This is a genomic window from Campylobacter hominis ATCC BAA-381 (assembly GCF_000017585.1).
Lineage (GTDB): Bacteria > Campylobacterota > Campylobacteria > Campylobacterales > Campylobacteraceae > Campylobacter_B > Campylobacter_B hominis.
Genome location: NC_009714.1, coordinates 686,677 through 712,141 on the forward strand (window position 1 = coordinate 686,677; position 25,465 = coordinate 712,141).

Annotated in this window: 23 protein-coding genes, 2 tRNA genes and 4 pseudogenes; 9 read left to right on the plus strand and 20 right to left on the minus strand. The window is 29.4% G+C overall.

Annotated elements, in window-relative coordinates; all coding sequences use genetic code 11:
* Positions 1-603: 603 nt before the first annotated feature.
* Together trpD and ybeY are read right to left on the minus strand one after the other, a co-directional pair.
* A pseudogene (trpD, locus tag CHAB381_RS08625) lies at positions 604-1,614 on the minus strand (anthranilate phosphoribosyltransferase).
* A 15-nt stretch (positions 1,615-1,629) separates the two neighbouring features.
* The gene (gene ybeY / locus CHAB381_RS08695; protein WP_012108608.1) at positions 1,630-2,046 is read right to left on the minus strand and encodes an rRNA maturation RNase YbeY; all 417 of its coding nucleotides are present in this window, start codon (positions 2,044-2,046) and stop codon (positions 1,630-1,632) included.
* A gap of 66 nt (positions 2,047-2,112) precedes the next feature.
* On the opposite strand from ybeY, the gene queC reads away from it, so the two are divergent.
* From queC to CHAB381_RS03545, 5 genes are all read left to right on the plus strand, one after another.
* A complete protein-coding gene (queC, locus tag CHAB381_RS03525) occupies positions 2,113-2,775 on the plus strand; it encodes a 7-cyano-7-deazaguanine synthase QueC (protein ID WP_012108609.1) in 663 nt (220 codons plus the stop codon).
* A 100-nt stretch (positions 2,776-2,875) separates the two neighbouring features.
* Positions 2,876-3,547 carry a homeostatic response regulator transcription factor HsrA gene (hsrA, locus tag CHAB381_RS03530; RefSeq protein ID WP_012108610.1) on the plus strand — a complete coding sequence of 224 codons (672 nt, stop codon included), beginning with the start codon at positions 2,876-2,878 and terminating at the stop codon, positions 3,545-3,547.
* Between the two features lie 38 nt (positions 3,548-3,585).
* Positions 3,586-4,797: a sensor histidine kinase gene (locus tag CHAB381_RS03535; protein WP_041570602.1), complete on the plus strand. Its 1,212-nt coding sequence runs from the start codon at positions 3,586-3,588 to the stop codon at positions 4,795-4,797.
* A 394-nt stretch (positions 4,798-5,191) separates the two neighbouring features.
* Entirely contained in the window at positions 5,192-5,440 is a 249-nt protein-coding gene (locus CHAB381_RS03540) for a YfhL family 4Fe-4S dicluster ferredoxin (RefSeq protein WP_012108612.1), read from the plus strand.
* Complete coding sequence (locus CHAB381_RS03545) at positions 5,440-6,888, plus strand: Ppx/GppA phosphatase family protein (RefSeq protein ID WP_012108613.1); 1,449 nt, start codon at positions 5,440-5,442, stop codon at positions 6,886-6,888. The genes CHAB381_RS03540 and CHAB381_RS03545 overlap by 1 nt, the downstream gene beginning before the upstream one ends.
* Before the next feature lie 297 nt (positions 6,889-7,185).
* Here CHAB381_RS03545 and CHAB381_RS09215 read toward each other — a convergent pair whose 3' ends face one another.
* The 12 genes and pseudogenes from CHAB381_RS09215 to pglF form a co-directional block, all read right to left on the minus strand.
* Positions 7,186-7,527 (minus strand): phosphoethanolamine transferase domain-containing protein, encoded by a 342-nt coding sequence (locus CHAB381_RS09215; RefSeq protein ID WP_012108614.1) that lies wholly within the window; start codon positions 7,525-7,527, stop codon positions 7,186-7,188.
* A 144-nt stretch (positions 7,528-7,671) separates the two neighbouring features.
* The gene (locus CHAB381_RS03555) at positions 7,672-8,151 is read right to left on the minus strand and encodes a flavodoxin domain-containing protein (protein ID WP_012108615.1); all 480 of its coding nucleotides are present in this window, start codon (positions 8,149-8,151) and stop codon (positions 7,672-7,674) included.
* Positions 8,152-8,681: 530 nt separating this feature from the next.
* Complete coding sequence (locus CHAB381_RS03560) at positions 8,682-9,206, minus strand: hypothetical protein (protein WP_041570477.1); 525 nt, start codon at positions 9,204-9,206, stop codon at positions 8,682-8,684.
* 32 nt (positions 9,207-9,238) lie between these two features.
* Positions 9,239-11,503 carry a hypothetical protein gene (locus CHAB381_RS03565; protein WP_041570478.1) on the minus strand — a complete coding sequence of 755 codons (2,265 nt, stop codon included), beginning with the start codon at positions 11,501-11,503 and terminating at the stop codon, positions 9,239-9,241.
* Between the two features lie 599 nt (positions 11,504-12,102).
* A complete protein-coding gene (locus CHAB381_RS03575; protein ID WP_147519022.1) occupies positions 12,103-13,431 on the minus strand; it encodes a hypothetical protein in 1,329 nt (442 codons plus the stop codon).
* A pseudogene (locus CHAB381_RS03580) lies at positions 13,418-13,852 on the minus strand (serine--tRNA ligase); the annotation flags it as partial. The pseudogene CHAB381_RS03580 and the gene CHAB381_RS03575, both read right to left, overlap by 14 nt.
* Positions 13,853-13,921: 69 nt before the next feature.
* Positions 13,922-14,560 carry a hypothetical protein gene (locus CHAB381_RS03585; RefSeq protein ID WP_172462799.1) on the minus strand — a complete coding sequence of 213 codons (639 nt, stop codon included), beginning with the start codon at positions 14,558-14,560 and terminating at the stop codon, positions 13,922-13,924.
* Positions 14,561-14,635: 75 nt separating this feature from the next.
* Positions 14,636-15,079: a copper resistance protein CopD gene (locus CHAB381_RS03590; RefSeq protein ID WP_041570479.1), complete on the minus strand. Its 444-nt coding sequence runs from the start codon at positions 15,077-15,079 to the stop codon at positions 14,636-14,638.
* 57 nt (positions 15,080-15,136) lie between these two features.
* Positions 15,137-15,298: a galactosyltransferase gene (locus CHAB381_RS08700; RefSeq protein WP_012108623.1), complete on the minus strand. Its 162-nt coding sequence runs from the start codon at positions 15,296-15,298 to the stop codon at positions 15,137-15,139.
* Positions 15,261-15,356: pseudogene (locus CHAB381_RS09220) on the minus strand (PDC sensor domain-containing protein); the annotation flags it as partial. The pseudogene CHAB381_RS09220 and the gene CHAB381_RS08700, both read right to left, overlap by 38 nt.
* Positions 15,357-15,406: 50 nt before the next feature.
* Positions 15,407-15,697 (minus strand): hypothetical protein, encoded by a 291-nt coding sequence (locus CHAB381_RS03595; RefSeq protein WP_223429423.1) that lies wholly within the window; start codon positions 15,695-15,697, stop codon positions 15,407-15,409.
* Between the two features lie 3 nt (positions 15,698-15,700).
* A pseudogene (gene pglF / locus CHAB381_RS03600) lies at positions 15,701-16,729 on the minus strand (UDP-N-acetylglucosamine 4,6-dehydratase (configuration-retaining)); the annotation flags it as partial.
* 32 nt (positions 16,730-16,761) lie between these two features.
* On the opposite strand from pglF, the gene CHAB381_RS08705 reads away from it, so the two are divergent.
* A complete protein-coding gene (locus tag CHAB381_RS08705; RefSeq protein WP_012108625.1) occupies positions 16,762-16,902 on the plus strand; it encodes a hypothetical protein in 141 nt (46 codons plus the stop codon).
* Between the two features lie 234 nt (positions 16,903-17,136).
* Here the strand turns inward: CHAB381_RS08705 and CHAB381_RS03605 are convergent, their stop codons facing one another.
* From CHAB381_RS03605 to CHAB381_RS03615, 3 genes are all read right to left on the minus strand, one after another.
* Entirely contained in the window at positions 17,137-18,219 is a 1,083-nt protein-coding gene (locus CHAB381_RS03605; protein ID WP_012108626.1) for a site-specific integrase, read from the minus strand.
* 111 nt (positions 18,220-18,330) lie between these two features.
* A tRNA-Asn gene (locus tag CHAB381_RS03610) sits at positions 18,331-18,405 on the minus strand.
* Positions 18,406-18,411: 6 nt separating this feature from the next.
* Positions 18,412-18,496: transfer RNA gene (locus CHAB381_RS03615), tRNA-Leu, on the minus strand.
* 105 nt (positions 18,497-18,601) lie between these two features.
* Between CHAB381_RS03615 and selA the strand changes: the two genes are divergently transcribed.
* The gene (gene selA / locus CHAB381_RS03620) at positions 18,602-19,930 is read left to right on the plus strand and encodes an L-seryl-tRNA(Sec) selenium transferase (RefSeq protein ID WP_012108627.1); all 1,329 of its coding nucleotides are present in this window, start codon (positions 18,602-18,604) and stop codon (positions 19,928-19,930) included.
* Positions 19,923-21,740 (plus strand): selenocysteine-specific translation elongation factor, encoded by a 1,818-nt coding sequence (gene selB, locus CHAB381_RS03625; RefSeq protein ID WP_012108628.1) that lies wholly within the window; start codon positions 19,923-19,925, stop codon positions 21,738-21,740. Before selA ends, selB begins: the two co-directional genes overlap by 8 nt.
* Positions 21,741-21,858: 118 nt before the next feature.
* Here the strand turns inward: selB and lepA are convergent, their stop codons facing one another.
* The 3 genes from lepA to rpe are packed head-to-tail and all read right to left on the minus strand — an operon-like array spanning position 21,859 to position 25,144.
* A complete protein-coding gene (gene lepA, locus CHAB381_RS03630; RefSeq protein ID WP_012108629.1) occupies positions 21,859-23,649 on the minus strand; it encodes a translation elongation factor 4 in 1,791 nt (596 codons plus the stop codon).
* A 55-nt stretch (positions 23,650-23,704) separates the two neighbouring features.
* On the minus strand, positions 23,705-24,493 hold the full coding sequence (locus CHAB381_RS03635) for a 3'-5' exonuclease (protein ID WP_012108630.1): 789 nt from the start codon (positions 24,491-24,493) through the stop codon (positions 23,705-23,707).
* A 9-nt stretch (positions 24,494-24,502) separates the two neighbouring features.
* Positions 24,503-25,144 (minus strand): ribulose-phosphate 3-epimerase, encoded by a 642-nt coding sequence (gene rpe / locus CHAB381_RS03640; protein WP_012108631.1) that lies wholly within the window; start codon positions 25,142-25,144, stop codon positions 24,503-24,505.
* Positions 25,145-25,273: 129 nt separating this feature from the next.
* On the opposite strand from rpe, the gene rpmB reads away from it, so the two are divergent.
* Positions 25,274-25,465, plus strand: coding sequence for a 50S ribosomal protein L28 (gene rpmB, locus CHAB381_RS03645; protein ID WP_012108632.1), 192 nt, complete (start codon positions 25,274-25,276; stop codon positions 25,463-25,465).

Genomic DNA, 25,465 nt, shown 5'->3' on the forward strand with positions numbered 1-25,465 from the left:
GTTTTAATTTAAATTATTAAAAATTAAAAACTAAAGATAAAAAAAATAAATATAGTTAGTTTGAAAATTTTACAGTTTAAAATTAAAAATTTTTTTGTTTTTATAAAAATAGTAAAAATTTCTAAAATATTTACAGAAACAAAACAGATATGAAATTTTAATGTTAAAAAATTAGCGATAAAATGTATAAATGCAATCAGATTAAATAAATTTAAATGTATAAAAAGTTGCAGTTTTGATTTAAAAAGAGCAAATTTAACAAATGTTTGTATCAAGTTTATATTAAAAATTTCACTAAGTTGTTGAAGCCGAATTTTAATAAATAAATATAATAAACAGCTTTTTTATATCATGCTATTTTTAAATTTTTATAATAAGTAATTTAATAATTACCAATTTTGTTAAAAAACTTATGACGTGCCTAAATTTTGCTTATTTTATAATTCATATGAAAATTTAAATAATTGAAATTTCAGTTTTCAGCCAAAAAAATTAATTTCGGCATTGCTGAAATTTATATATTTTAAATTTCTCGTAGCTGCTTTTTATAAATTTAATTAAATTTTACATAAGCATAATGTATTTTTACAAAATGCTATTAAATTATTGTTTTAAATAATTTTTATAAAATTCCCAAACCTTGCCGTTTTTTAAAGCTTTCATTATTACAGGTTTGGCCAATACCGGACTTGAAATTTTATCCGCACAATACATCGCAAACATTGCGTTTAATAAAACTATGTCAAATTTCGGACCCGTCAGTTCTCCGCGCAAAGTCGCTTCCAGAATTTCGGCATTTTCTTTACTGCTTCCGCCCATAATTTCGCTGTGAAATGCTCTTTTAAAACCGAACTGCTCAGGTGTAATTCTATATTCTATTATTTTTCCGTCTTTAAGCTCGTGAATTAATGTCTCATCGCAAGTCGTAATCTCATCCATTCCATCCATTCCATGAACTACAAGAGCGTGTTTTCTGCCAAGTTTTAGCAATGTTTGAGCCATCAGTTTATTGACTTCTTCCAAATAATTTCCCATTATTTGATTTGTGAGTGCTGAATTCGGATTTAAAAGAGGTCCTATGGCGTTAAATACGGTTCCTATTTTAAGACGTTCTCTGCACTCTTTAACTTCTTTTGTAATAGAATGAAAATGTGCCGCGTGAAAAAATGCAAGTCCTTTTTTGTGAAAAATTTTGCGAATTTAATCCAAATCGCTTATAAGTGGCACTCCGATAGCACCTAATGTATCGCTACTTCCGGCAAGACTTGTAATTGCTTTATTTCCGTGCTTTGCTACTTTTACTCCAAGAGCAGCCACTATAAAAGCGACTGTAGTTGAGATATTTATTGTTTTTAGATGATCTCCACCAGTGCCTACTATATCAAACATAGGCGTAGGATCTTTATATGTTTTTGAATATTTAAGAATATTTTGAATAAATGCCGCAAGAGAATCAGGGTAGAGTGATTTTTCGCTTATTAAAACCAAAAGTCCTGCAAGTTGAACTATATCATAATCTTTTTCGTGCAAAGCTTTGCAAATAATACTGTAATCGTCACTATCAAGCGGAAAGTTCTTTTGAAGTTTTATCATAAACGGTGCAAAATCAGTCATTTTATCTCCTTTTATCTAAATTTCATTTCTTATAATTAAACTTTTAGGAAGTTTAAAATTTTCAATTATTTCGCGCTCTTTTTCACGCATTTCTCCATTATCAGTTTCGTGATCAAAACCAAGTATATGCAAAAATCCGTGCATAAAAAGCAGTGCTATTTCATCATTTACGTTGTGTCCAAGCTCGTTTGCTTTCCGCTTTGCCAAATCCAAATTTATAACAACCGAACCTATCGGAAAATCGCCGTAATTATCAATTTTTGAAAATAGTGGAAAACTAAGCACATCGGTTGTTTTATCTATTCCTCGTTCAGTCAGATTAAGTTCTTTCATTTCATCGCTGTTTACAAAAACCAATTCAACATTATAAGAGCCTAAAAATTTATTTATATCATTTAAAATTTGTGGAAATTCCGTTTCGCAAATAACCATTTTATACCTTTTTTAAATAAAATTTCATATAATTTTATCAAAAATTTTACGAAAAAAGGATAAAAAATGAAAGCGGTTTGTGTAATTAGCGGCGGAATGGACAGTTCAACGGCTGCATTCATTGCAAAAGAGCAGGGCTATGAAATTTTGGCTTTGCATTTTGATTACAATCAACGAACAATGAAGAAAGAAAGAGAGTGTTTTAATTTGATTTGTGATGATTTGGGCGTAAAAAGTCGTGAAATTTTGGATGTAAGTTTTATAGCGCAAATCGGAGCGAACTCTTTAACCGATAAAAATTTAACTATACAAAAAACAGGCGTAAAAAGCGGAGAAATTCCAAATACTTATGTTCCTTTCAGAAACGGAATTTTTTTATCAGTAGCGGCGGCTTTTGCTGAAAAAGAGGGCGCCGATGCACTTTTTATCGGCGTTGTAGAAGAAGACAGCAGCGGATATCCGGATTGCTCGGAAAATTTTATAAAAAAAATAGAAAGTGCGATAAATGCAGGAACTTCGCCAAATTTTAAACTTGAAATAAAAATTCCGCTTGTTCATTTAAGTAAAACTCAAATTGTAAAAAAAGCTCTTGAAATCGGTGTGCCGCTAGAACATACGTGGAGTTGCTATGAAAGAGAAGATAAAGCTTGCGGATTTTGTGACAGTTGCCGCTTAAGACTTAAAGGTTTTAAAGGCGCAGACACGAAAGACACAATACCTTATATTTAAAAATTTTTATATTTTATTTATTAAATTTTTATTAAAAAAATTTGAAATTATGCTTAAATTATGATACAATCACGCCAAAATTTTTACACAAGGAATTACAATGAGAATTTTAATCGTTGAAGATGAAATTACATTAAATAAAACCATTGCTGAGGGTTTAACTGAATACGGATACCAAACCGACACGTCAGAAAGTTTTAAAGACGCTGAGTATTATGTAGGTATTAGAAATTACGATTTGGTATTGAGCGATTTGATGTTACCTGATGGCAACGGAATAGAACTTATAGAAGCTATAAAAGCTAAATCACCGCGCACATCTGTTGTGATAATATCTGCCAAAGATGATAAAGAAACAGAAATAAAAGCGCTTCGTGCTGGAGCTGATGATTATATTAAAAAGCCGTTTGATTTTGATATTCTGGTTGCGCGTTTGGAAGCTCGTTTAAGATTTGGCGGCACAAATGTTATAAAAATAGATGATTTGGTTATTGATCCGGATGAAGAAAAAATAATATACAAAGACCAAGAAATCGAGTTAAAAGGCAAACCTTTTGAAGTTTTGACACATTTGGCGCGCCATAGCGATCAAATCGTAAGCAAAGAACAACTTTTGGATGCGATTTGGGAAGAACCCGAGCTTGTTACACCGAATGTTATTGAAGTTGCAATAAATCAAATTCGTCAAAAAATGGATAAACCGTTAAATATTTCTACAATCGAAACTGTTCGCCGAAGAGGCTATAGATTTTGCTTTCCAAAAAAAGCTTAAGATTTAAATTTATCACGCAATTAATCGTAGCTTCTGCTATGTTAATTGCTGTATTTTCGACCATGCTTTATCATTATATAAAGATTACCACTTATGAAAGTGTGGTCAGACAAATGCTGATTTCAGCTGATAAAATTTCAGAAAAAAATCCATCAAATGGAGATTTAAGTGAATTTTTAGTTAAATTAAATCTTAAAAATTTCACCGCTTCCGTTCAGGATGGACAAAAATTGGAAAAACCCGAATTTACAAAAGAAAAAGTTGCGGATAAAATATTTTTGGTTTTACATTATCCTTACGGTGCAAACCGAAATTTAATCTTAAAAACCGATATTACTATTTATTATGAAATTGTAAAACAAATTTTAACCGATATAATAATGGTAAATACAGTGATGATTTTTCTTGTTCTGTTTTATGCGTTTTTCTTATCTAAAATGCTTTTGATGCCTATAAAAACAATAAATACAAAGCTTGCCGGCATAGATGAAAAATTCTTACGTCCTGTAGAAAAAGATGAGTGTCCACTTGAATACAGGTCTTTATTGGAAAATATAAATCGTTTAATAGAAAGAATTAAAACTTTTGTTCTCTATCAAAAAGAGCTTTTTATCGGTATAGCGCACGAACTTAAAACGCCGCTTGCCGTGATGAAATCAAAAAACGATGTTACACTTATAAAGGAACGAGATAATGCGCGCTATATTGAAGCTCTTAAAGTAAATAACGCTACAATCGATAGTATGAATAAAATGATAAGTCAAATTTTACAAATCGGTCGTCAGGAAGGTGCTCAATTTGAAGAATTAAAAGAGATTGACATTATTGAATTCTTACGTGAATCGACAAATAATTTTAAAATTTTAGCAAGGATGGATGATAAAGATATTATCACTGATTTTAAGCCAGATAGTCTTAAAATTTCAGCGCAATCAAATCTTTTAACGCACATAATGCAAAATTTCGTTCAAAATGCTATAAAATTTTCACCCGCCGGAGGCGATATTGTTATAACTTCCTGTTTAAAAAATTCACATTTTAAAATTTGTATTATAAATGACGGTGAGAGCATAGACGAAAGCGTAGATTATTTTGCGCCGTTTAAGCGCTTCGGCAAAAAAGACGGCGCCGGACTTGGACTTTTTTTGGCTAAAGGAGCCGCACAAGCTATGGGCGGAAGTGTAAGTTTAAAAAATAGAGATGATCAAAAAGGCGTAATTGCTACATTTGAGATGGATATAAAAAAATAAATTTTTACATAAAAATAAATGCTCTAAAAAATAGTTTTCAACAATTAACTTTTTAAAATTCAAGCAATTTTATATTTTAATAAAATTTGACAAGTTTTACTGCGTTTTGTATCCAAACTTTTACTGTTTCATATTCGGACTTAAAATTAATAAAAATTAAGTCAAAATTTTAATAAATTTTAAGCTTTTAAACTGCAAAATTCAATAAGTTGAAAACTTATATTTAAAATAAAATTATTTACTATTTAAAACAAAATTAAAAATGTCTACGTGGCTTTGTTTTTTATGGTTAAATCCTTGATATTCAAAAAAAATACAAAATTTTGATGAATTTCAAATAAAATAAAGCTAATTTGTAGTATAAGCTAACTTTATTTTTACAAAAGGCGGAAAAATGTCGTTAATGATCACAAAAGATTGTATTTGCTGCGATGCATGCAAAGACGAATGCCCTGTCGGGGCTATTTACGAGGATGAACCAATTTATGTCATAGATCCTGATTTATGCTGTGAGTGCGTGAATGATTATTCTGAACCTGCTTGTATTGTAGAGTGCCCTGTAGAGTGCATCGTGCCGGATCCGGATAATGTCGAAACGCTTGAAGAGCTGAAATATAAATACGACCATTTTGCGGGAAAATAATGCCTAAAAGAGTTGCTGTAATCGATCTTGGTTCTAATTCCATGAGGCTTGCGATTTTTGAGCGCACAAGCAGGTTCGGATTTTATATTCTTGCCGAGCATAAACTTAAAATTCGTCTTGCAAACGGTGCTTATGAAAATGGCGGAATGCTTCAAATGCCTGCTATGCAAAATGCTTTGGAGGCATTTTTGGAGTTTAAAAGTCTTATAAAAAGCTACCGCGCAAATCGTGTGCTTTGTGTCGGAACTTCCGCGTTAAGAGACGCGCCGAATAAAAACGTTTTTATAAATATGGTAAAAAAAGCCGCAAATATCTCCATAAGAGTGATTGATGGCACCAGTGAAGCGAATTTCGGAGCTATTGCAGCGTTAAATTTGCTTGCAAATTTTACAGATGCCACTACGCTTGACATAGGCGGAGGTTCCAGTGAACTTGCTTGCATAAAAAATAAAAAAATAGTAGATAAAATTTCATTAAATATAGGAACTGTCCGCTTAAAAGAGCTGTTTTTTGATAAAAGAGATTTAAGCGGACTTGAAGATTTTGTTAAAGAGCTTATCGATAAAATTCCAACTGACTTTAAAAATGAAAATCTTATAGCAATCGGCGGAAGCGGACGCGCACTAAGTAATGCCATTATGAATTTACAGGAATATCCGCTAAAAATCGTGCATAATTTTATTTATGATTATAATACTTATAGAAATTTTATGAGTCAGATTATAAGATCAAAAGCGATTGATTTAAACAGATTTCCTATTAAAAAAGATCGATATGATACTATTCGTGAGGGTGTATTTATTTTTAGGCAAATAGCTGATTTTTTGGGCGCTAAAAAAATTATTACAAGCGGAGCAGGTGTTCGAGAAGGAGTGTTTTTAAGCTCTATTTTAGGGCGTGGCACGCGTTTGCCGGAGAATTTTAACCCAAGCCTTAAAAGTCTGCAAGATAGATTTAGCGTAAAAAATAGCAATAATATCGCCAAATATGCTAAAAATTTATTTGAAATTTTAAGTCCGCTGCATAAACTTGATGAAAAATACAAATATTTGCTTACGAATGCCGCTAAAATTTGCGAAATAGGGCTTAAGGTAGGATTTTATGCCAAACATCTGCATGCAAGTTATCTTGCATTGAATGCTTTAAATTATGGGTTTAAACATGACGAAAAAGTGCTTATAGCGGCAATTATAGCGCTTCACGGTAAAAAAGAGCTTGGCGTGGAATTTAATGATATAAAAAAACTTTTGCCAGGCGAGAAAATTGTAATTTGGCTTAGTTTTTTGCTTGAATTTGCGAGAATTCTTAATGAAAATAGTGATAAAATTTTTGCTCTGAACTATAATAATTTTAATTTAAAAATTGTCGGTGCAAAAGAAAATTTAAATTTAAAGGAAAGTATAAAAAAACTTCCAAAACCCGCTATTTTTGCTATAAGTTTAGTATAAAAATATTTTAAGCCAAAATTTAATTATCAAGTTGCTTGATTATATTTTAATAACAAAAATACTGTTTTTATAAAATATAACAACGTCAAAAAAATATTAAAAACTTGCCGATTTTTTAAAAATATACTTGAAATTTTAAAAATTTTAATTTAAGGCATAAATTTTCAATCATTAAAAAATTTGTAAATATTTGAAATTATTCTCTACGCGGTGAAAATTTTTATGCATTTTTTTATACGATTTGGCTTATTATTTTTATAAAATTTTTAAATTTACAACTTAAAATTTTGAGTTGATTTACAAAATTTTTTGCATAAATTTTGTATTAATCTGTGTTAATATTTTAATAAATTTAAACAAAACTATTTTAAAATTTAAAAAGCTTTTTATTTCAGTAAAATCCGTATTTATGACACTTGCAACTATTATTTCATCTATGACAATATTATAACTTTGCATAAAATATACACAAACAGTACCACAAAACAGCAGTAAAATTGCTAAAATTTTTGTTAAAAATGGATTAAAAACAAAAAGTAAAATTGTAAAAAATACTATAAATATTTTTGTAGTAAAAATAAAATTCGAATTTTGATAAATATAATTAAAAAAGCTGAAATTTAATACGGTAATTGTCAAACTGAAAATAACTGTAAATTGTACAGATAAAATTTCTAACTTTTTATTCTATTTGCAGTCATAAAAAATTCTCTAATTAAAAATCTCGTTATTGTATCAAAAAATATTTAAATGGTGCAAAAGCACCATTTTTAATTAGAATAATTAGAAATTTAGGCTTTCGGCCCATTTTTCAGCACGACTTTTCCAATCGCTGTCGCCTTTAAAATCAACAACAAGACCGATAAATTTGTCATTTATAAATGAACGGGAAAAATTAAATTTATATCCGTTTGCATCTGTCGCACCTATAATTTTTGCTTTTTTTAACACCGGCAAAAATGCGCTAAGCCCGCTACAAAAGTCATTTCCGTGTCTTTCTTGATTTCCTACACCGACAAGAGCCACTTTTCTTCCATTAAAATCGGTTTGATTTAAAAGTCCTAATTTATCGTCAAAATTTGCAAAAATTTGTCCGTCACCATGTGTAGAGGCGGCAAAAATAAAGCCATCATGTGAGTTTAAATCATTTTCATTAAGATTTTTCGCCTCAATTACATCCGCTTTTAAAATATCGGCAATAAACTCTGCAACTTCCTTTGTATCACCACCTTTTGTAGCATAAGACACTAAAATTTTACTCATTATTTCTCCTTAAAATAAAATTTGTTATGATTTTAGTCAAAAAAGATAAATATTTTTACTTTAATGCGTATTAAAATGTATTTCGAAAGTATTTTATTGATATTTTTATGATTGATTAAAATTTGATTGTGTTGAAAAAACAGTGGCTCCGGATGCTGGATTCGAACCAGCGACCAAGCGGTTACTTAAATGCCTATATATCAGTGTTTTAGACTACTAATCATCTCTTTAAGGTTCAAAATTTATGTTCCTTAAATTTTCCCAAAAACCATCTTATGTAGTTCTTAAACTACTTTACAATACAAAAAATTAATTAAAAAAAGGCTTAAATGTTACAAATATTTTTAGCAATTATTGCAATACTTCTAGGATTTACTGGAATAGGTTTAATAATATTACTTAGTTTATTCACTAAGCAGATATTATTAGGTTTTATAATATTAGTTATATTCATTTATGGAGTATATGAATGGATAAGAGATAAATTAGATGGATTTTAAAGACTAGATATGAAATCTAGTCTTTTATAATTAAAGTTTAATTTCCTTACCACTTAATATCTCTAAACCATCTGGCATAAATGCTAAATTCATCATATTTTCAAGAAGTTCTATAGGATTATTTACATAAGCTCCTAAAACTCCATTAGCAGCTTTTCTAGGTAAGAAAGCTTCATAAGAGTTATCTATATCTAAGTTAAAAGCTTGATCTGCTAATTCAGTACTTCCTAACATAAGCAATACATTTAATGGATGTTTTTCTAAGTTTTCTTTTAATACTCTTTGCATTCTAGTAGGAAATTTAATAAAATAAAATACACCTATATCTTGTAAAAACTTCATCCATTTACTTGTAGGTAAATCATAGTCTATAAAATTATCTCTAAGAACTGGAATAATATCTTCTGATTTCATTCCTTGATTAAGCATATTTTGATATACACACCATCTAGCTACAAAATCTGAATATTGAGTTATATCATGTAATACTTTAAAAGCTTTAGTACCTTTATTAATATTAGTTATATCTATTACATCTTGTAGTATTGAAGGCATCTTATCATAAGTATTATTTAAAATAAATTTCTCTAATTTAGAATCTTCATTAGTTTCCAGATCTTCAACAATATTTGTAAAAATCCAGCATCTATTAATGGTGTTACTGGATTCTTTTTTAAATTCTCTTTTATTACATCTATACTTTCTTGTACATTATACCCAGCTTCTTTTTTAATTTGCAATTTAATTAATTTACCCCTTTCATTTCTATAATCTTTTAAAAATCTAACACCTTGTAATTGCATCTTAACACTATCTATTGGATTAACTCCAAGAACAACACATTGCATAACATTAGATATAATATTTCCCATAAATACTGCTGGAGTTTTAATAACTATTTTAGCTTTATCTTTCATTGCAACTAGTTTTAATATTTCTTCTGCTATTTGAGAAGTAAATTTCATTGCTCTATTTCTACTGCTTTTATATAATTCACTATTAGTAATACTTAAAGACTTAAATCCAAACAATCTAACAAGCATATCTTCTCTAATAGGAATTTCTATTTTTTCTTTATCATTTAATGGATCATTTTTCTTAAAATAAGCTTTTAATTCTTCTCTCATTTCATAAGGTATCATTCTATATAAAGTTCTTATTTTAGGATCTTTAGAATTAGGAGAAAGTCTAACTATAGGTCTTTGTGGTTTAGTTTTATCAAAGCTTTTATCATATTCTTCAATGATTAAATCTGCAATTTGTTTATTATGTGCTTGAGAATATACTTTATCAGCCATAATACCATACATTGAACCTACTGTATCAAAAATATCTCTATCTAAACCTAGGTATTTTTCTTTACTTTTTTTAGACATTACATATCTAAAATCATCAATATAACCATAATCTGCATAAATAGGAACTATACTTTCATTATTGTTATTTAATTCTAAAGTATTTCTATTTCTATAATCTATTCCTTTAAATAATAAATCATAATTTTGTTTAAATACTTGATTTTTAAACTTATCAGTTTTCTCATTAAATCTTTGAGAAGCTTCATCTACTCCGAAATTATCAATATCCATTTCTAATATTTCTTTAAAAGTAGTTCCTCTACTATTACTATTTATAAGTCTTGTAGCTGTTCTATTGTAACTTACTTCTGGACTCCAAGTATTAAGAAATATTCCTCTACCATCGTCTAATTTTTCATTTACAAGTATATATCCTTCAGAAGCTAATTTATCAGCATTTTTAACATAATCTATTTTTAAATCAACTTGTGATTCATAGTTTTCAGCAGAATATCCTTTTAATTCATTTCTAGGATTATATTTAAAAATAGTTTCTCTTGATTGTTCTTTATACTTTTTAAGAGTATTCAATAGATATTTTACATCATCGTTTCTATCATTAAAAGTATCTTTTAGAAAATTAAAATCTCCTTTATTTATATTCTCTAAAGCTAGTAAAGTAATATACTTATCATAATTTTCTATTAATGATTGAGATATATCAAAACCAGAAGTAATTACTTTATCTTTATCTAATCCATCAAAATTTAAAATACTGTAAGCATTTAAAGCTATTCCATTACCTAAACTTTTACCAGTTAGCATAAATTCTGCTAATTCCATAGCTTTAATTGATAAATATTTATCTATATGTTTAGTCATTTCTGGAATTATTTTATAAGTTTCTTTAGCTTCTTTAATTACTTTATCAAATAAAGCTTCTCTCATAGCTTTAGGATCTTGTAAAGCTTCTTTTAATTCTTCCATAGATAAAACACTTAGATCAGTATCTAATATACTTCTTCCAAAAGATTGAGCTTCTTCTTTAGAATATTCTTTACTCATTATCTCTTTTAAAGCTTGGCTATGTTGATATTTTAAAGTATTTCTATAAGCATCTATTCTTGAACTTTTAGCTTGTAATTCTTGAGCTTTTCGTTGAAATTCATCTGGTTTTGTAAAATCATCTATTAATGACTGAATAGAACCACCATATCTCCATATATTAGGATATATTTCAGCCATTAAATCTCTCCATATATTTAGAGCATCTTTATCATTGTACATTAAAAAGAGATTTTTAAATATATTCTTTAATGATGTAATATGTCCTACTTTTTTAGGATCGATTTCTTGAAAAGTTTTACCTTTAGATATTTTATAATCTGCAAATAATTTACCTATTTTATCATACCATTTATCATTAATAGGTTTTAAAACATTATCCATAAATGATTGCATTGCTAATTTAATTTTAGAATCTTTAGCATTCATATTATTGTTTACTCTAGCTATTTCATAAGTAACATATTCTAATGAAGCTAACATATTCATATCATTACTTTGTTTTTTAATATCTCTATCAGAAAGAATATTTAATATTTTACCTAATACATTCTATAGTAGTTTTAGTATTTGTATATTCAAAAGAACTAGCATTAATAGTCATATTCCCATCATTAAACCATTGATGACCATTTTCTTTTTCATATTTTTTTATATCTAATCTAAGCATTATAGGAGAAGGATCAGAAAAAGAATAATAAGTAGTAGTTCTAGCGAATACTTTCATTCCAGCTAATTTAAGTTTTTTATTAATAGAGTTATATTCTTCAAAGAATATACTTAGATTAAGTCCATATTGAATATATCCGTGATATATTCCTTGATTTTGTTCTTCTACAGTAGATTTAGAAAAATCTTTAACATTTACATAAAGATATAAACCACTTGCATTAGGTTCTACTCCAGTAAAACATTCTTTTGTAAATGTTTTATTAGCTACATATCTCTTTACTCCAGCTATTCTAAAAGCTATATTAGGTCTATTTTTATATTCTTTAGCTGATAATGGAGTATTAAATGTTTTAAACTTAGTTCTATATCCTTTTAAATAATTAACTCCATAAATAGGTCTATACTCATACCTAGTTCTATGTTCTCCCTCTATAGTAACAAGTTTTATATCCTATAAGATATGCTCCATTTGGTAAAGTGCCAGATCTTTCATAAACTGCTTTTTCTGCTTCTGTCAGTTTCCTTACACCATAAACTGGTTCAATTTCATTATATGGTTTAAATCCATCACATAATTTATCAAAATACTTTAAAACAGCTTTTAAATACTGTACATAAAATCTATTACTTCTATTAGCTTTTATAGTAGCTCCAAGAAGATTAACACATTGATAAATCTCTGCATATTTAGTATTTTCACTATCATTAAGTTGCTCTATAATATCTTTATCTTCTTTTTCTTTCTTAGAATATTTTAATTTCCATTTTCTCTTATATTTAGCTCTTTCTAAAGCTAATCTCCAATATTTATGCTCTTTAGGTTCTTTTACACCTAGTTTTTTAGTACCATTAGGTATTTCAGATCCTTTTATAGGATATACAGCACTTAATCTTTCTAATAGTTTTTCACTTGTTATAGTGTATTTATCAGCTACATAAGCTAATTTTTTAATTCCTAAAATATCTTTATATTCTATGTATATTCCATTAGGATCTTTTTCTTTTCTTTGTAGATATGTAATTAAATAAGTAGGTACTTTTATAGTTATCATAGATTGAGCATATTTATAGAATTTCATTCTAAATTCTCTATCATGTTTTTCTATTGGAGTAGATAACGCTTCTTTAATAGTATTTTGAAGACTTTCGACAATATTTTTAGGAATATTATTACTTGAAAAGCTACTCCAAAATTCTTTTTGAATTTCCTCTTCAGTTTTCATCATACCTATCCAAGTATATTTAGCACTTACTTTAATAGTTGTAGAATCTTTTTCTTTATCTATAATATCTATGTGTAATTGTTCTTCATCTACTTTTTTATTTTTATCATAATAATCTACATCATATTTTTCTTTTAAATTATCTCTCAAAGGTTTAAAAATAGTTTCTTCCATTACATTATTAACATCTAAGTCAATATTTAAATCTTTCTTTAAATCTAATTGAGCAGGTTCTATAGGTGGTGTAAGTGATCCATTAGGAGAGTTAGGTGTAGTATTATTAGGTACTCTATTTAAAGCAACAGCTTTATATCTATCTAAATCTACTAAATAAACTATGTCATCTTTTATAAAAGTAAATTTATCATAATTAAAATTATATTCTTTTAAAGCAAGAGATAATATAACTTTTTTTTCTAAGAATGGATTAGTTTCAGTAGTTGAAAGTATTTCTTTAATATCTGGAAATATCTTTTTAAATTCCTCTATATCTACTTTTATTGTTTTTTTCCCCAAGCTCATAATGAGGTTTTGGAGTAAAAGTAAAATTAGGAACTTCTAAAACTTTTTTAAGTTCAACATTTTCGTTTTCATCTTCTCCAAAAGGCACATCATCATCTATTATGTTTGGGATGTGAGATGCTTTTTGATCTAGATTTTCTTGAATAGAATTTACTATCTCTTGCAATTTTTGAATATTTTGTTTATTTTCTTCAAGCTCACTTTTAAGTTCAGTTATATCTTCACCATTTCTTGCTTTTATGCCAACTTCTTTACTTTTTGTGTTTTGAAGTGCTTGAAGATTTTCCAACTCAAGTTTTTTTGCTTTTAAGTCGTTATAAACAGCTAAAAGCTCTTTTAATGCCTCTTTGCTTACTTTTTTTGCGATGAGTTTTTTATTAAACTCATCAAAATTTGTTTCTATTAGTTTTAAATTTATCATAGTTATTCTCCATAAAATCGATATTTTATCGAAATTTTGATTTAAATAGGCTAAAATTGGAGATTTATTTTATTTTTTAATATTTTGAAATCTTTGAATAATTCCAACTATTTTATCTAAATCTTTTTTAGAATATGGTACTGAAATAGTTATTTTCATGTTATTTGAGTTGTCTATTAACTCATACCATGATTTTACTTTTTTTATGGTTATATCTTTTAAATTCATAGTGTAATTTTTTTTGTAAAATCCAAACTCCATGCTTTTCGTAATTTTACCATTATAAATAGTTATTTCTTTATTCGCTAAAAGTGAAATTGGGAAAAACATTACCCCTATGAGTATAATAACTTTAATAAATCTTTTGCCTTCTTCTTTTTCGGGCGTTAGTTTTAAAAATCCATTTTCGCATTTTGGATCATTTTTGTCTAGACATTTTATTTGTATTTCACCCTCGTATGAGTAAATTCTGCCATGTTTTGAGTCTAAATTTCTAAGTGTTGCACCATAAAATTGGTATTTTTGTGTTTCTAAAATTAATTTTATATATTTATCATGATAAATTCTAGGAGGTTCAGTGATTGTATCATAAATAGCATAGGTAAAAAGTATAAAAATAAAAAGCGAAAGTGAATAAGAGAAAATTTTTATTGGATAAAAAATTAACTTTGTGCCTTTTACTTTCCTAAAAGACACAAAATAAAACAAAAAAAGACCAAATATAACTGTGACGAGAATTAAAATTAATAAAACTCGCATCTAAATTTAAAACTCATCAAATTTTTATCCGGCATATTGAAAATATACAGCTAAAAAAACAATAAATGCCGATAAAATAAGCGCTAAAGGATGTATATCTCCAAGTGGGCTAGGGCGCTTAAGGATGAATTTAAAGCTTAAATTTGTAGCAACTGCGATAAAAATAACAAATGCTAAAAGCACTTTTATCATAAAAAATATCTGTAAATTTGAGTTAAAGTATCCACCAGCATTGCTTCCAACCCATCTTGTCATCATAAGTCCACCAGTTAAAAGTAGCAGTAAAACACAAAATGGCATTATTTTCACTCCACTTGAAGTGATAGCTTTTTTCATTTTTTCACCAGTTTGATTATCAACTTTTTTTAAAGCCATTTTAAAAACAACAACATCAAAAAATAGATATCCCACGAAAATTATCGCACAAAATAGATGAACAATCTTAGCGTATTCATATACTCCCATCATTTCTCCTAAATTTTAAGTTAAAGCCAAAATTATAATAAACTTTTATAAATGTTTTATCTATAAATTCCACAAATTTTTATTTTCCAAAAATTTTTTATCGGCACTGCTTTTATTTCCCTCGTAAGTATTTCCCACAAAGATAAATTTAAGATCATTTCTGTTTTTTAAAAGCTGTGCTGCTTCATAAAATATCTTCAAGCAAAATATCACAACAAACAACGTATAAAAGCTCCTTATTTTGCGAATAAATAGGAACTGCCATAGTAACTTTAAGCTTGCTATCAAAAGTGTCAGGATATGGCTCACAAAGATAAGCTTTTTTTTCTTTTACAGCTTTTTATAATATGACTTAGTGCTTTTATCTTCACCTTTAAAAGTGTTTTTTACACCCTTAACAGAAAAAACTAAATTATCACTTATTTGATAGCCATTTTTATCTAAAATATAAAAAGTATCATATCCCATAAGTTCATCTGAGATATCTTTACAACTTTTTAAGATTTTTTCTTCATCTATATCTTCACTAAAATTTGGTAAATTTTGACTGAAAATATAACTAAGATAAGCTTTTATTTTAGACTTTGTTAGTTTAAATTCTTCAATTTCTCTAATTATCAAATACTAATCCTTTTTATTAAGTGCGTGAGAAAATTCAGGAACTATTTCGCAAAGTTTAGACTCTATATCTTTTTCATCCAAATTTAAAAGTTCATTAATTTGCAAATTCAATAAATTTAGGTCATATTTTTTAGAATTTGTTACAAAAATAGATTCGAATTTGGTCTGCTTGTCATTTTCATCAATTAAAAGTTCTTCATAGAGTTTTTCACCAGGTCTAAGACCTGTAAATACAACCTTTAGATCAGTTCTGTTTGCAAGTTCAAGCATCTTTTTAGCAAGATCAGCTATTTTAACCTGTTTTCCCATATCTAAAACAAAAAGCTCACCACCTTTTGCAATACTTGCGGCTTGAAGCACAAGCTGACAAGCCTCGCTTACAAGCATAAAATATCTTACTATATCAGGATGAGTAACAGTTAAATTCTCACCATTTTTAATTTGTTCTTTAAATTTTGGTATCACACTTCCACTGCTTCCCAAAACATTACCAAATCTTACTGCAACAAATTCGGTTTTTGAGTTTTGATTTAGCGCATAAAGCTCACAAATTCGCTTTGTTGTACCCATTATACTTGTTGGACGAACGGCTTTATCTGTTGAAATTAAAACAAATCGCTTGATATTATATTTATTACTTAAATCTATCATATTTTTTGTACCAAGAATATTGTTTTTAACGGCTGATTTTATGTTAAACTCACAAAGAGGCACATGCTTATAGGCTGCTGCATGAATAACAATATCAATATCAAACTCTTTAAAAACTTCGTCTTCAATATCTTTTAAATTAATAACACTTAAAAGCTTTAAAACATTTTTCTTATTGCTTTTGGTGATTTCATTTATTTTATAAAGGTTAAATTCACTGTGATCAAGCATAATAAGACGCTTTACACCAAATTTCAAACATTGTTTGCAAATTTCACTTCCTATCGTTCCACCAGCTCCTGTTACCAAAACCACCTTTTCAAACATAAATTTTTTTACAATATCATCATTTAAATCTTTTGGTTTTCTAGCAAGCAAATCCTATCTTTGATAAGATATGGAATAAAGAAGATTTGGATGAATTTGATAATGAAAAAGATGCTATGAGTATCTTATTAGATATGGCATTATATTCTTTAAGAAAGAAACAATATGATAAAGCTATTGAATATTTAAAGTATATGAAAAATGGTGGATATAAAATAAAGGAGTAGTAAAAAATGACATTTAAAGAACTATTGACTAGATTTGAAGAAATGGAATGGAGTGATAATATATTATTTGTAGATGAAAAAGATAATGAGAAGCTGTATAATAGCTGGATTACCTTGGTGTAAAGTTGATTATAATCAACAATTACATAAAGATAACTATGACAATAGTTATATAGTTAGAATAGATGATAAAGATTTTGCAATAACTAAGAGAATTACTGAAGATGATATTATTTAGTATATTTTAACAAGTAAATCTTTTAACCTACTATCTAAACTAAATAAGAAATCCTGATACCAACTAATAACTTCTCTAGTTATATTAATATCATTAGATTTCATATAAGTTCTAGTTATTACACTACCTACTTTATGAGATAAAGTTGCATCTATATAATCTACTGAAAACTTACCATAATTTCTACAAAATGTTGCTAATACTTTTCTAAATGAGTGATTAGTAAATCTAAAACTTCCTTTAATATTCTTAGGTTTAAAATCTTTAAGAGCTTTATTAATACTTTCTGTAGAGATTGTTTTAATAGGTAAATTAGATACTGCTTTAGCTAGTAAAGGAGTAATACCTAGATAAAAATCTTTATTAGTTTTCATCTCATTAGCTTTAAAGTATAAAGTATTTTTACTAATGAGATGATTAGAAGTTAAAGAGGAAATATTTATAGCTCTTAAGCCTAAGAATAGGTTTAAAACAAGTCTAGAATGAACTTCGATAGATAGGTTAGGTTTAGTAATTATATAGTCAATTAAGGCTTTTAATGAGTCTATATCATCTATCCAAGAATATCCTATTGTCTTAGGAAAAGAGTAGATTTTAGAGATAGGTATAGTAAAAGGATTAGGAGAATCTATTAATCCTTGAATGTTAGCATAATCATGTAAGGTTTTAATTAAATTATAACTTCTTTTAACTATTTCATATTTTCCTTGAGAGTATGGAGTAGATAATGTTTTTATGAGATTAGATCTAGTGATTTTATCAATAGGTATATGAGAAATTGATTTAAGATATGAGAAAAGATTATTTTTAATACTAATAGTCTTTTTAGATAATGTTGTAGAGTATGTTTGTAAATATTTAAAGTAGATATTAGCTAATGATAAATCATAATTATTAGCTATGTATAAAGCTTCATCTAAAGACATATCAGGAAATCTGCCTAATTTTTTAGTAATCTTCCCAGTTGTTCCCAGATAAAAATCTTTATACTTTATAACTCTTAAGATCAAGTTATTAGATAATTTAATTCTTTGTTCTTTAGTTGATATAACTATGTTCTTAATATCTTTATTAGTCATTAGATATTCCTTATTGATAAAAATTATTAGGAATATTAGGGAGCTAATTCTTAAAGATTTTGATTAGTAGAATAATAATATATAGGGAAAGTAGATTTAAAGTTTTCTTAGTGGCTCCGGATGCTGGATTCGAACCAGCGACCAAGCGGTTAACAGCCGCCTACTCTACCGCTGAGCTAATCCGGAACAAAATGGTGCGGATGAAAGGACTTGAACCTTCACGCCGTGAAGCACCAGATCCTAAGTCTGGCGTGTCTGCCAATTTCACCACATCCGCATATTTAAAAATGAAATTGCAATTTTATCATAATAATCTTAATAATTTATTAAATCAGTAGTAATAAAATTTTGTTATAATAGCGCCAAAAAAACGGAAAATGTAATGATAAAATTCCCTAAAATAGATAAAATTTCGGACAAATTCGGTGAATGTTTCAGACCTGAAATTTTACGAATTTCGCGTGAAATCATAGAAAGAGAGCGAAAAAAAGCAATTAAAGGCGAAAAGTTTTTAAATGAAAGTGAAATTTTTGATGAAATTTCACGTGAGTATGAAAATTTTAAAAATTTAGAGTTAAAATCTTTAATAAACGCCACAGGTATCGTAATTCATACAAATTTTGGAAGAAGCGTGATTTCACCTGAAATTTTAGATCGAGCCGGTAAAAATTTGGAAAATTATACAAATCTGGAATATGATCAAAATATCGGTAAGCGTGGCAATCGATATGATTATACGGCAAAACTTTTTTCACTTCTTTTTGACGCACCTGACGCACTTGTCGTAAATAATAATGCAGCTGCTGTATTTTTGGTGCTTAATACTTTTTGTAAAAATAAAGAATGCGTTGTCAGTCGCGGCGAGCTTGTGGAAATCGGCGGAAGTTTTCGAATTCCTGAAGTTATGATAAACTCGGGCGCCATCTTGCATGAAATAGGCACTACAAACAAAACAAAATTGCAGGATTATGAAAATGCGATTTGCGAAAATACAGCGCTTTTGATGAAAGTTCATCGTTCAAATTTCGCTATCAGCGGTTTTACTGGCGATGTTTATATGAATGAAATTTCAAAACTTGCCAAAAAGCGCGGACTTATAGATTATTTTGATATCGGAAGCGGTTTTGTCTATGATTTGAATTTCAATCTCACAAAAGATGAGCCTAAAATTTCAGATCTTTTGCGCGCTGGAGTTAGTTTAATAAGTTTTAGCGGAGACAAACTTTTTGGCGGGGTACAGGCAGGAATTATTTTAGGATCACGCGAGCTTATTTCAAAACTTCGTAAAAATCAGCTTCTTAGAATGCTTAGAGTTGATAAAATCACTCTTTCACTCTTGGCAGAGACGATAAAAGCTTATATAAATAAAGAATTTGAGCTCATTCCTACAATTTCCATGATAAACGAAAGTGAGCAGAATTTGCGCAAAAATGTCGAAGTTGTGGCTCATATCTTAAGCGAAAATAAAATTTCATTTGAAATTTGTAAAACCGAAACGTTCGTTGGCGGCGGGAGTCTTGCTTGCAGAACTTATCCAAGCGTAGCGATTGCATTCGGCGGCATAAAACCTGAAATTTTGGAAGAAAAATTTCGCAAAAACGGCGTTATAGGAAGAATCGAAAATGAAAAATTTTTACTTGATTTTAGAAGTATTTTTAAAAAAGATTTGAAAATTTTAGCAAATAAAATTTTGGATATTTTCCATGAATAGTCTGATAATCGGTACAGCAGGTCATATTGATCATGGAAAAACAGCTTTAATAAAAGCTTTAAACGGTTTTGAAGGCGATCAAAATCCAAATGAAAAAGTTCGCAAAATTACTATAGATCTTAGTTTTTCGCATTTACAAAATAAAAATAAAAATATCGCTTTTATAGATGTTCCAGGACACGAAAATTTGGTCAAAACAATGATTTCGGGGGCCTATGCGTTTGATGCGACGCTTTTAGTCGTAGCAAGCGATGACGGAATTATGCCTCAAACAAAAGAACATTTGCAAATTTTATCAATTCTTGGGGTTTCAAGAATTGTGCTATGTATTACAAAATGCGATTTAACGGATACAGTGCGTCAAAAATACGTCGAAAATGAAGTTAGAAATTTTGTTAAAAATTTTAAAAATCTTACGATTTTAAAAAGTTTTTTTATAAGTATTAAAGATTTGTCCGGCGTTTCCGGTTTGCGCGAATTTTTATTTACCATTGAACCTATAAAACGCGTCGATAGCGAAATTTTGCATTATTATATAGATAGAGTTTTTTCTTTAAAAGGTTTCGGAACAATTGTTACCGGAAGCCTTATAAGCGGAATTTTGCGAAAAAATGAGAAAATATACAACTGCGATTTGGATAAAAGTTTTATTGTAAAAAATCTTCAAATTCATGATGAAAATGTCGAAATTGCAAGCTCACCAAACCGTGTAGCAATAAATTTGGATGCCAAAACCTCGGAGCTTGAAAAAGGACAGATTTTTAGTAAAAAAGGTTTTTTTCGCGGATTTAATGAGTGTGATTGCGTTTTTTACGGTGAAATTTCTCATAAACAAAATGTCATTTTTTGTGTCGGTTCGCGTCAAATAGCTGCAACAGCACTTATTTTAAGCGAAAATGGAAATGAAAAATTTATAACTTTTAAGTTTGAAAAAGAAATTTTTGTAAAATTTAACGAACATTTCGTAGTTTTAGCGTCTTCTCGCGTAATAGGTGGAGGAGATATTCTAAATCCTGTTACCGAGCCGCTTAAAAAATCGCAAAAAATTGCTCTTTTATGTGAGCTGAAAGATAAAAATTTCATTAAGGTTTTTGAAATTTTATCATCTTCTCACAAACATGGATTTGGTCTTATTTCGTCATTTCAGCGCTTTGATATGACGCATGAAAATGCTTTGAAAATCGCACGAAATTTAAAAAACGCCATAACGGATGAAAGCTCGCTTTGTATTTATGATAAAAGCGCCGCTGTAGGCGATTTAAAGGATTTTATAAATTTTATCGTTTCAAAGAATGATAGGGCGGTTATTTCGGCACAAAGTTTAGCTTTAAAAATTTCATGGGCAAGTCCGTTTTTGTGTGATTTAACTTTAAACGAACTTATAAAAGATAAAATTTTACAAAAAAACGGAAATCTTTTTATAAAATTCGGAGCCGATTTTGATGAAATTACGCAAAGTCTGGAAAATAAAATTTTTGAAATTTTAAGTTGCGGCGGTATCGCGCCGATTGCACCTTACAATATTTACGACGAGCTTGAAATAGATAGAACCTGTGGCGACAATGCGATGAAGAAACTTACAAAAGCCGGTAAAATCGTGCGAATTACGCACAATGTATTTTTAACCGATCAAAATTTGCAGAAACTAATCAAAAAAATGCGCTCAATTATTGCTTCACGTGGCTTTGTAAATGTCAGCGTACTGAAAGATGAACTTGGTATCAGTCGTAAATTTCTGATTGCATATTTGGAATATCTGGATCTTTTTGATGATATAAAAAAAGACGGTAATAATCGCATTTTTAAGTGATTTTTAAATTTTAAGAAATGTTTGAATTTCAGTTTTACTTGGCTGCTTAAATTTTTATTTTCTATTAAGCGTAAAATTCATTTGCAAATTTCGTATTTTCTACGAAATTTGCTGAATTTCAGTCTATTTTTAAGACGCTTAAAAATGCTTCGCTCGGCAAATTTACCTTTCCGATTGATTTCATCCGTTTTTTGCCTTCTTTTTGTTTTTCGAGAAGTTTTCGCTTTCTGGTTATATCGCCGCCGTAGCATTTGGCGGTTACATTTTTGCCCATTGCTCGGACATTTTCGCGCGCTATGATTTTATTTCCTATACTTGCTTGAATAGCAACTTCAAAAAGTTGTCTCGGCACGATTTCTTTCATGGCTTTTACCAGATCTCTACCTTTTTGAAGCGCTTTATCGCGTGGAACTATTATAGAAAGAGCATCTACATTTTCGCCTGCGACTTTTATATCAAGTTTTATCAAATCACCCTGTTTATAATCGATCGGTTCATAATCAAAGCTTGCGTATCCTTTTGTGCCGCTTTTTAATTTATCGTAAAAATCCATTATTATTTCATTTGTAGGAATATCGTATTCAAGCAAAACTCTATCGCTTGTTATATAATCCATTTTTGTTTGGATACCGCGGCGAGAATTCAGTAAGGTTATCAGATTTCCTAAAAACTCTGCCGGCGTGATAATTGTAGCGTGTGAATACGGCTCTTTTATCATTTGTATATTGCTTATAGGCGGAAGTTCACTTGGATTGTGAATTTTCAGCATTTCTCCGTTTGTAAGATAAATTTCGTATGTTACAGTTGGCGCTGTAGCTATTAAATTTAGGTTAAACTCTCGTTCCAAACGTTCTTTTATGACTTCCATATGCAAAAGCCCCAAAAATCCTACACGAAAGCCAAATCCTAGTGCCAAAGAAGTTTCCGGTTCATAGCTTATAGAACTGTCATTCAATTTTAATTTATTAAGCGCATCGCGTAAATCTTCGAATTTATCCGTTTCTATCGGATAAATTCCTGCAAACACAAACGGCTTTGCACGTTCAAATCCACCAATAGGCGTGTTGGCTTTATTGTTTGATAAAGTAATCGTATCTCCTACACTTACGTCACTTACATTTTTTAGACCAAGCACCACAATTCCTATTTCGCCGCTGCTTATTTTTTCTGTTTTAATAGGTGATATCGGATTTGGATACATAAGATCAAGTACAATATGCTTTTTTTCAGTTCCCATTATGAAAACTTCATCGTTTTTATGAATTTCGCCGTCATAAACACGAATAAGTGCGAGTGCACCAAGATAATTATCAAACCAGCTATCGTAAATAATAGCTTTTAAAGGCTTTTTTGGTTCTATTTTCGGAGCGGGGATTCGTTTTATTATAGCTTCTATTAAATCTTTTATGCCGATGCCTGTTTTTGCACTGACTTCAATCGCATCGGTGCAATCTATACCGATAATGTGTTCAATTTCATTTTTTACACGATCGGGGTCCGCATTCGGTAAATCGATTTTATTTAATACAGGAATAATTTCCAGATTATGTTCTATTGCTATATAGACATTTGCAATTGTTTGAGCCTGAACGCCTTGACTTGCATCGACTACCAATATCGCACCTTCGCAGCTTGCCAGGCTTCTGCTTACTTCATAACTGAAATCAACGTGACCTGGAGTATCTATAAGATTTAGTATATATTTTTTGTCGTTCATTTTGTATTCAAGACGAACCGATTGCGCTTTTATTGTAATTCCTCGTTCGCGTTCTATATCCATAGTATCCATAACTTGTGAGCTCATTTGCCTATCTTCTACTGCGTTGCATTCACTGATTAGACGATCGGCCAATGTACTTTTTCCGTGATCTATATGAGCTATAATGCTGAAATTTCGTATATTTTCCAAATTTTACCCTTTTTAATAAAATTTTTATTTTACCGAAAATGGTGTGAAATTTTGTTTAAATTTTATTTGTTTTTGGTAAAGCCAAACTTTTTGCGGTTTTGCTGAATTCTATCAGATCTTCGATAGTTTGGACATACCAAGGAAGTTTTTGTGTGCAAAATTTAAAAATTTCATAACATGACAGTGCATCGCTAAAAGCTCTATGATGTTCATTTTCTATACCAAGAAGCTCTTTTAAAGAGCTTAAGCCATATTTTTGCGCGGCAATAGTGCGTTTTGCAAGATCAATAGTATCGATTCTGCGGTTTAAAAGTCCGCCAAAGCCGATTTTTTGCAGGCTTTCACTTATAAAACCGTAATCAAATTTCACATTGTGCGCTACAAAAACGCTATCGCCCAAAAAAAGTCTGAAATTTTCAAGCACATTTGAAAGATGCGGAGCGTTTTTCAAATCGTTTGTGTGAATTCCTGTAAGTTCTACTATATTTTCAGGGATATTGCTTGCGTATACGAATGTTTTAAATGTGTTTAAAATTTCTTTTGCACGTACTTTTATTGCGCCGATTTCGATGATTTGACCTTTATCGATTCCGCCGTTTGTCTCAATATCTACAAAACAGAAATCGGCTTCATCAAGTGAAATTTCTCTACTTTTCAGCGTAATTTTTCCGTTGTCAAGTTTGATTATTTTTATTCCTAAAAGTTGCCACATTGAAAAATCTTTCGGATCGAAGTCAATTTCTCCGGCTCTTTCGCATTCCATAGCAAGTGCGATGAAATCGTGATAATTTATGCTTTTTTTAGCTATTAAATCAATTAAATTTTGTGTTTTGCTCTTTTTCAAAATTTGGCCTTAAAGTTTAAGCGAAGTTATGGCGGCTTTGTAACTTTGAGATGAAAATACATAATTTCCGGCTACTACGATATCAACTCCAGCTTCATCAAGTTCGGCTACATTTAGACCATTTACGCCGCCATCGACTTCAATTAAACATTTTGCATCGGTTTTATATATAAGTTCTCTAAGTTCACGCGATTTTTCAATTATCGAAGGGATAAATTTCTGACCGCCGAAGCCCGGATTTACGCTCATTAAAAGCACAAGATCCACTTCTTTTATAATATATTTTAAAGTTGAAATTTCGGTATGAGGATTTAGTACAATTCCAGGGCTGATACCGTTTTTGCGAATATGATCTATAAGGCGCAAAGGATGATTTTCGCTTTCTATATGAAAACTTAGAAATTTTGGTTTTAAAGGTATAAAAAGATTTGTAAAAAACGTATTGTCATCAACCATAAGATGAATATCAAGCGGTTTTGTTGCAATTTTTGCTACACTTTTTACGACAACAGGTCCGATTGTAAGATTTGGCACAAAATGTCCATCCATAACATCTACGTGAATAAGATCGGCTCCTGCTTCGCAAACTGCTGTAATTTCATCATTCAGTTTTCCAAAATCGGCCGACAGAATACTTGGTGCTACATACATCAAAATTTCCTTAAATTTTAAAATTTCAAAATTCTATCAAAAAAGAGATAAAGAAAAGTAAAATTTTAAGTAATATTTGAAGTTTTTTTAGATATAATCATCGTTTAATTTAAATTTAAGGATTACATAATGTCAAGAAGATGTGCAATTACCGGAAAGTCTGCGATGAATGGCCATAGTGTCAGCCATGCAAACAACAAAACAAAAAAGAAATTTGGCGTAAATCTACGCACAATTCGCATTAAGTTGGAGGATGGCTCTACAACAAAAATTAAAGTCGCAGCTTCAACTTTACGAACGATGAAAAAAGCGTCAAAATAA